Annotated in this window: 6 protein-coding genes; 2 read left to right on the top strand and 4 right to left on the bottom strand. The window is 63.4% G+C overall.

From position 1 onward, the window contains the following. The 4 genes from ACX4ZE_RS10630 to ACX4ZE_RS10615 all read right to left on the bottom strand — a co-directional run. A partial coding sequence (locus ACX4ZE_RS10630) for a beta-ketoacyl synthase N-terminal-like domain-containing protein (RefSeq protein ID WP_480273181.1) occupies positions 1–194 on the bottom strand: 194 nt, incomplete at its 3' end. Between the two features lie 283 nt (positions 195–477). After that, complete coding sequence (locus ACX4ZE_RS10625; protein ID WP_480273180.1) at positions 478–1,593, bottom strand: type III PLP-dependent enzyme; 1,116 nt, start codon at positions 1,591–1,593, stop codon at positions 478–480. A 148-nt stretch (positions 1,594–1,741) separates the two neighbouring features. Continuing rightward, a complete protein-coding gene (locus ACX4ZE_RS10620; protein ID WP_480273179.1) occupies positions 1,742–4,240 on the bottom strand; it encodes a DEAD/DEAH box helicase in 2,499 nt (832 codons plus the stop codon). Positions 4,241–4,302: 62 nt separating this feature from the next. After that, positions 4,303–5,247, bottom strand: a complete 945-nt coding sequence (locus ACX4ZE_RS10615) for a proteasome assembly chaperone family protein (RefSeq protein ID WP_480273178.1) — start codon at positions 5,245–5,247, stop codon at positions 4,303–4,305. Between the two features lie 270 nt (positions 5,248–5,517). Between ACX4ZE_RS10615 and ACX4ZE_RS10610 the strand changes: the two genes are divergently transcribed. Both ACX4ZE_RS10610 and ACX4ZE_RS10605 read left to right on the top strand, forming a co-directional pair. Beyond that, positions 5,518–6,222 (top strand): sensor domain-containing protein, encoded by a 705-nt coding sequence (locus ACX4ZE_RS10610; protein ID WP_480273177.1) that lies wholly within the window; start codon positions 5,518–5,520, stop codon positions 6,220–6,222. Positions 6,223–6,620: 398 nt separating this feature from the next. Next, positions 6,621–7,718, top strand: a complete 1,098-nt coding sequence (locus ACX4ZE_RS10605; RefSeq protein ID WP_480273176.1) for a DUF4192 domain-containing protein — start codon at positions 6,621–6,623, stop codon at positions 7,716–7,718. Positions 7,719–7,775: the final 57 nt, after the last annotated feature.

The following is a 7,775-nucleotide window of genomic DNA, read 5'->3' as shown; positions in this document are numbered from 1 at the left end:
AGACCCGGCGTCCGCTTGTCCGGATCATAGAAACGCCGCCAATCCCACCGCTCAGGCGGAACCTCCCGCACCCCATCCCGCTTGTTGATCACGAAATCCCAGAACGACTCCGCAGACTCGATACCACCGGCATAACGGCAACCGATACCAACAATCGCAATATCAGACACATTGACTCCTGGACAAGAAGACATGCCGCATCCATATTCCGATTGTGGTGGCGGAATTCTCGGACGCAAGGCAACGCAACAATTTGTGCCAGACAGCCTCTCTGCTCTGGCATCAATGGCGAATCTATCACCGATTGTTAACTTTGTGCGAGATCGAAATGATCACTGCGGAAATACGAAATGGTATTGCCATTGTCTCCGAATGTATCGTTATGGCGACACATCCGTATTCATGTAATTTTTGTTCTGAAATCAGGTTGAAGCGCAGATGGTGAGGATCTCGGAAGTGGCCGTGGATCAGGCGAACTCACTCGTGCTGAGAGCCCGAGACGTAAACGGTCAAGGGCGGAAAACCATTGAAGGACACCAACGAATAGCTCGCGGTATAGGCGCCGGTATCGAGGATTCGAATGCGATCACCGGCTCGCAACGTGGTGGGTAGCAGGACTCGCGTGCATTGGTACAGGACATCGTCGCCGTCGCAGGTCGGACCGGCTACTACTGCCTCGTCGATGGGATCGCCGTCTCGGTCGGTGACGAAACGGTAGGAGATGTGATCGTTCTCGGTTTCTGCCATTCCGTTGTAGCGGCCGATATCGAGATATATCCAGCGTCGTCCGTCCGGCGCGGTGCGGACGCTGACGATCTCGGCGTGAATGGTGCCTGTCGAACCGACCAGAGCTCGGCCGGGTTCGACGATCAACCCGGTATTGTCGGGAAGGAATTCTGCTGCGGCGTGCCCGATCACCCCGGCGATCTCATTGAGTGTGGGTGTGGAGTCGGCATAGGGGATCGGTAGCCCGCCACCGATATTCACCGTGTCGGTCCGAATGTCTTTCCGCGCCAATGCCTCGACGATCTGGCCGGCCTGTTCGATACCGATTCGCCAGGCGTCGGGGTCCAGTTGTTGTGAGCCGACGTGGAAGTAAGGTCCTGCGACGGCGAGCCCGAGGTCCCTGGCCCTGATCAGCAGCTGTACCGCTTCACCTGGGGTGCAGCCGAACTTCGTGCCGAACGGGGTAGGCGATTGTGGAACTGGAGCGAGGAAGCGGCACTCCACTTCGGAGTCGGGTGCATGCTCGGCGATACGTAGGAGATCGTCCTCGGTATCGAAGGCGAAGCGGCGTACACCCACGGCGTAAGCCTGAGCGATGTGGGCGGTCTTCTTGATGGGATTTCCGTAGCACAACCGTTGTGGCGCTATCCCGAGCCGCAGACACAGATCGATCTCGCCGATACCTGCGACGTCGAATTCCGCGCCCTCCTCATCGAGGAGGCTCAGCAGCTCGGGCACCGGACTGGCCTTGACGGCGAAGCGAATCGTCGTCGCGGTGCTTACGTGCGCTGACAGCGCGGTATCGAGCATGCGGAAGTTCTCTCGCGCACGTTCGGGTTGGATGACAAGGTACGGTGATTCGGGCATAGCGGAATCTTTCGCTAGGGCAGCGGGGATAACGTCAGCGGTTCTTATCCGGTAACGAATCCGTCGAATCCTTGATTCGCCGAAGCCGTTCCGACCTTGGACAAGATCGGTGATCTGTAAGGGTGCGGGACCGGAGGACGGTGTCGGCTCAGTAGGCGGACACGGAGACATCGTCGAATACGACCTCGCCCGCGGCATCGGACTCGATGAGATCGACCACCGCGTCGATCGACCAGCCATGATCACCTGCCGGATCGTCGAGCACCTGCCGCACCCGCCAGAATCCCGGTCTTCGTTCCAACTGGAACAACTGCGGGCCTCTGGCATCGTGCCCGGTTCCGATCCGTTCGTACTCTGAGAAATAGTCCGCGAGCGCCTCGGCCCAGTCCAGGCCAGGGCTCAGTTCGGTAAGGGCGTCCCAGTGTCGCAGGGCGGCCAGTTCGACGCGGCGGAACATAGCGTTGCGGACCATGACGCGGAAGGCGCGCTCGTTCGCAGTGATCGGGCGCACCGCCTCCGCGCCGAAAGCGAGCTGATCGGTGTCTGCCTCCACACCGGGGTCGGTCAGCTGTTCCCATTCGTCCAACAGGCTCGAATCCACGTGACGGACGAGTTCACCGAGCCATTCGGTGATGTCGTCGAGTTCCTCGGTGCGCGCGGAATCGGGCACTGTGCGTCGCAGCGCGCGATAAGCATCCGCGAGATAACGCAGCACCACGCCCTCGGAGCGGGCCAACTCGTAGTAGGAGATCAGCTCCGTGAAGGTCATAGCGCGTTCGATCATGTCTCGCACCACCGATTTCGGCGCAGGTGCGAACTCCGACATCCAAGGGTGCCCGGCCCGGTAGGTCTCGTAGGCCGGTTCTATCAGTTCGGCCAGCGGTTTGGGCCAGGTCACCTCTTCGAGCAGCTCCATCCGCTCGTCGTAGTCGATGCCGTCGGCTTTCATCTCGGCGATCGCCTCGCCACGCGCCTTGTGTTGTTGGGCCATCAGCAGCTGACGCGGATCTTCCAAGGTGGATTCGATGAGCGACACCACGTCGAGGGTATAACTCGTGGAGTCTTTGTCCAGCAGTTCCAGCGCTGCCAGCGCGAATGGTGACAGCGGCTGGTCGAGTGCGAAGTCGCGTTGGAGGTCGACGGTCAGGCGGGCGCGGCGACCGTGCTCATCCGGTTCAGCCAGCTGCTGCACTACTCCGGCGTCGCGCAATGCCCGATAGAGCCGAATGGCGCGTAGGATATGCCTGCGCTGGGCGGGACGAGGCTCGTGGTTGTCTTCGAGTAGGTGGCGCATGGCGGAGAAGCAGTCGCCCGGCCGGGCGATCACGTTCAGCAGCATGGCGTTGGTAACGGTGAAGCGCGACACCATCGGCTCAGGTTGCGCCGCGACCAAGCGGTCGAAGGTCTCTTCGCTCCAGGAGACGAACCCTTCTGGAGGTTTGCGCCGCTGTACCTTGCGCTGTTTCTTTGGGTCGTCACCGGCTTTGGCGAGCAGCCGGGTGTTCTCCACTTCGTGTTCAGGTGCCTGCACGACGACGGTGCCCATGGTGTCGTAGCCGGCCCGGCCCGCACGGCCGGCGATCTGGTGGAACTCGCGGGCCTTCAATCTGCGGGTGCGCACACCGTCGAACTTGGTCAGGCCGGTCAGCAGGACCGTGCGGATGGGCACATTGATGCCGACACCGAGAGTGTCTGTGCCGCATACCACCTTCAACAGACCCTCCTGGGCCAGCCGCTCCACCAGGCGTCGGTACTTCGGCAGCATGCCCGCGTGATGTACCCCGACACCATGTCGAATCAATCGCGACAAGGTCTTGCCGAAGCCCGCGGCGAACCGGAACTCGCCCAGTGCTTCGGCGATCGCGTCCTTCTCGGCGCGGGTGGCGAAGTTCATGCTTGTCAGCGCCTGTGCGCGTTCGATCGCGGCAGCCTGGGTGAAGTGCACCACGTACACCGGGGCCTGGTTGGTGGTGACCAGTTCTTCGAGAGTTTCAGTGATAGGGGTGCGGGCATAGGAGAAGCTCAGCGGCACCGGGCGTTCGGTGCCCGCGACGATCGCGGTGGAGCGGCCGGTGCGGCGCCGCAGATCGTCGGCGAAGAAATCTACCTCGCCGAGGGTTGCCGACATGAGTAGGAACTGGGCGCGGGGTAGTTCCACCAGCGACACCTGCCAGGCCCATCCGCGGTCGGGTTCGGCATAGAAGTGGAATTCGTCCATCACGACTTGGCCGACGTCGGCGTCCGCGCCCTCCCGCAGCGCCAGATTGGCCAGGATCTCCGCGGTAGCGCAGATGATCGGCGCTTCCGGATTCACTGCGACGTCGCCGGTGACCATGCCGACGCGCTCAGCGCCGAACACTTCGCAGAGCGCGAAGAACTTTTCGCTCACCAGTGCCTTGATCGGAGCGGTGTAATATGTGCGCAGGCCTTGGGTAAGGGCCAATAAGTGCGCGCCGAGCGCGACCAGAGACTTTCCGGAACCGGTTGGTGTGGCGAGGATGACATTGGCTCCGGAGGCCAACTCCAGCAACGCTTCATCCTGAGCCGGATACAGCGGGGTGCCCTGTTCGGCGGCCCACATCCCGAACGACTCGTAGAGCGCGTCAGCGTCGTTTCCCGGGATGTCGAGCAGTTCGGTCAGGTCCACTCCCATCACCCTACGGCCTCGCTGCCGAGTGTACGCGTGGGGGCGACCGGATCGCCTCTGAGTCAGCCTCGTTCGCCTTTGTCTTCGCCGTTGTAGCCGCCGTGCTCGGCGAGGAATCGCTCGAATTCGGCACCAAGTTCTTCACCACTGGGCAGCGCGCCGTCACCGACCAGCAGGCTCGACTGCTGCTCTTGGGCGGTGACGAAGCTGTCGTACTGTCGTTCCAACGCTTGTACGACGGTCTCCACCTCGGCATTGCCCGCGATGTGCTCATTGACCTGCTCGCGTACTCGGGCGGCGGCCTCGCCGAGCGCGGCCAGCGGAATCGTCAGACCCGCATTGTCCGCGACGTTCTCCAGCAGAGTCTGCGCGGCTTCAGGGTAGGCGGTCTGCGCCAGGTAGTGCGGGACGTGCACCGAGAAGCCCACCGACTCATGGCCGTGTTGGGCCAACCGGAATTCGAGCAGAGACGACACGCTCGCAGGCACCTGGAGCTCACCCGGCCAGCGCTGATGCTCCGAGATAAGGTCGCGATCGGAAGAATGCGCGGTGATTCCGAGCGGTCGGGTGTGCGGGATCGCCATCGGGATCGCGCTCAGACCGATGCTGCGGCGTACGCCGAGTTGTTCGGCGAGCAGGCGCACCGCGGTGGTGAATCTTTCCCACCGCAGGTCCGGCTCCAGACCCGCGAGCAACAGGAACGGGATGCCCGCGGTGTCGCGCACTGCCCAGAGGTTGAGTTCCGGCTCGGCGTAATCCGAGAAATGGTCGGACTTGAAGGTCATGAGTGGGCGACGTGACCGATAGTCCAGTAGCTCGTCCACATCGAACGAGGCGACCAACTCGCTTTCGAGGCTCTCACGCAGGTGCGTGGTGGCCAGTCGCACCGCGTGGCCTGCGTCGGTGAAGCCTTCCAGTCCGTGCACCAGGACCGGGCCGGAGCCGTCGGCAGATGACAATTGGGGAGCGGGGAACTCCAGTTCGTACATTCGCGACTTGTAGTCCATCGCGTACTCCTTCCTGCGCGGTTCCTGCGGCCCGGACATGCACCTCACGCGCAAGCGCCGCCGCCTGCCCGATCTTGCCGCCGGCAACGGCACGCGCCGAGCGGTCGTCCGGAACGGGACCACTATCCATTGTCCCCCATACCGCCGACAGTTATCGCACACGGCCTGGCATTGCTCGTTCCTCACCTCAACAACGGCACCAGCCTGCGCATTCCCGATTCCGCGGTGTGGCGTCGCAGACGGGGTGCCCGACCTTGGCACAGTAGGTGAGTGACCGTGGCGGATTCGATACGCAGACAGTTCGGCTGTGCCGTACTCGGCATGGGTGTGGTGTCGCTCGCCGGATGTGGGTCGACTGTGTCCGGGTATCCGGTCTCAGCGGCGCCTACGGCCGTGCCACAGCACGTGGATGCGGAACTGACGGCTTTGCTGCCGGATCCGTCGCAGTTTCCCGCGTCGTATGCGGCGGTGGTGTTGCCACAGCCCGCAGTGGCTCAGGCGGCAGGAGATCTGGACGGTATGGGTCGGGGTGCGCGGGTGAGACCCAGCCGATGCGCGCCTGCGGAGCGGGGCTTCCGATCGGGCAGTATGGTGATGGCGGTCGGCTCGGACGACGTCACGCGGGCCACGTTGACCATTGAATTGGCGCGTACCGACGAGCCTTCGGCCGCGTTGCGCGCCAGGCTGACCGAATGTGGATCGGTGCGCGTCAACCGTGCCGGCACCACGACTATCGTGACGACCGAGTTGTATTCGCCACCGCAGGTCACTGCTGACGACGTTGTGGCGTTGCACAGGACTGTGCGGTCCGCGTCGGGCGGTGCCGGGCTGATCAGGTCGATGTGGACACGCATCGGTCGAATCGGGGATGTGCGGGTTTCGGTGACGTACATGTCTTTCGCCGAGGGTGAACCGGATTCCGCGGCGCTGGATGCGTTGTTCTCCACTGCTGTGCGGAAAGTGCGGGAAAGATAGCGGGCGCACACTTGGTCAGCAGTCCGAGGTGGCATCATAGCAGGCGCCACCGACAGTTCTCGAGTCCCGACAGTCTCGTGGGGGAGTGATGCACAGTGCGCAGCGCATTCCCCAGGTCGGCTGAATTGCCAGGTCGGTACTCAGGAGCCGAGGACGGAGATGGGGAGGCTAGTGGCATGACCATTTCCGCGACACCTTCTCCCGTCCCTGAACCAATCGATGCCGAGCGTGCGGGCCGCGGTAATGCGCCTCGTCTCCTCTTACGCAGCGGAAGCACGAGGGCCTGTCCGAGTTCCGGCCGTCCTGGTTCAGATACCGCCGTGGCCCGAGCTCGAAAAGTCCGGTGTTGTGACAATCCAGCGCCTTTCGCCCGGGAGTCACCGGAGCGCACTGTTCGCGTGGATGATCCAGGGGATCTGATTACCGCCGTCCCCGCGATGCTCGGGTTCACGCCGGAGCGGTCGGTGGTGGTGTTCGTCCTGCGGCACGGAGTCGTCGGCGCTGCGGTGGTCGATGCGGTAGTGCGGTTCGATCTGGATTCACCTGGTGGTGGGAGGGCGCCGGTAGACACGCAGGCCGCTGCCCTGGTGCGGATCTGTGCGCAGGACGGAGCTAAGGAGGTGCTAGCGGTGATTGTCGACGATCGTATGTGTGCACCGGAAGGCGACCAGGACCCGCGGCACTGTGTTGCGGAGAAGCCGGCTGATGGGCATCTCGGCGCTGCGCTGACCGGCGCGCTCGGTCGGCGATTGGCCGCATGCGACATCACGCTGGGCGGGGTATGGGCGGTGCGCACGATCGAGGCCGGGCAGCACTGGTGGACGCTAGCCGGTCCGGAACGCCGTGGTGCGCTCCGGGATCCGGCCGCCTCGCTGGTGGCGGTGACGCACGTGCTGGACGGTAGGCCGATTCGCGGCCCGCGATCCGAGCTCGTCGAGCTGGTTGCCGTTGATCCGCAGAAACGCACCGAGGTGGCGGCATGTCTGGAGAACGCGCTTGCCCTGGCCCATGAACAGTACGCGCTCGCCGTGCGTCGTGGCGATCCGAATGGATATAGCAGGCAGGCATTGGAGGGCGTCCTTTGGCAGATCGCGAATGTCGAGTCCGGTGCTGTGCTCATGGCGCCAGAACTCGCGAAAATTACTGTTGCCCTTCGTGCTAGAACTGTCCGCGACATGATGTTCGCCTTGACTGTCGGTGATCACGCCGACGCGGCCGAGACATTGTGGGGCATGCTGACTCGCGCGCTCTCCGGCATCGATCGCGCCGAAGCAGCCACTTTGCTCGGTTATAGCGCCTATGTTCGCGGCGACGGCCCGTTCGCGGGTATCGCGCTCGAGGCCGCACTGGACGAGGAGCCGGGACATACGATGGCGGCGCTGCTCGATAACGCGTTGCGTCTCGGCATGCGTCCGGACCAGGTGCGTCGACTCGCCCGTAGCGGCTACCGGATCGCCGCGGGCCTCGGCATCGACCTCGGTACGCCTGCGTCATAGTAGGCAGGCACGGCCGAATTATACCGATTCGGACGCATATTTCAGCGGCAGCCAGGT

The sequence above is a fragment of the Nocardia sp. TBRC8007 genome (assembly GCF_056629435.1).
The sequence above is the reverse complement of the archived record's forward strand: the minus strand, read 5'-3'. Positions and strand labels throughout refer to the sequence as shown.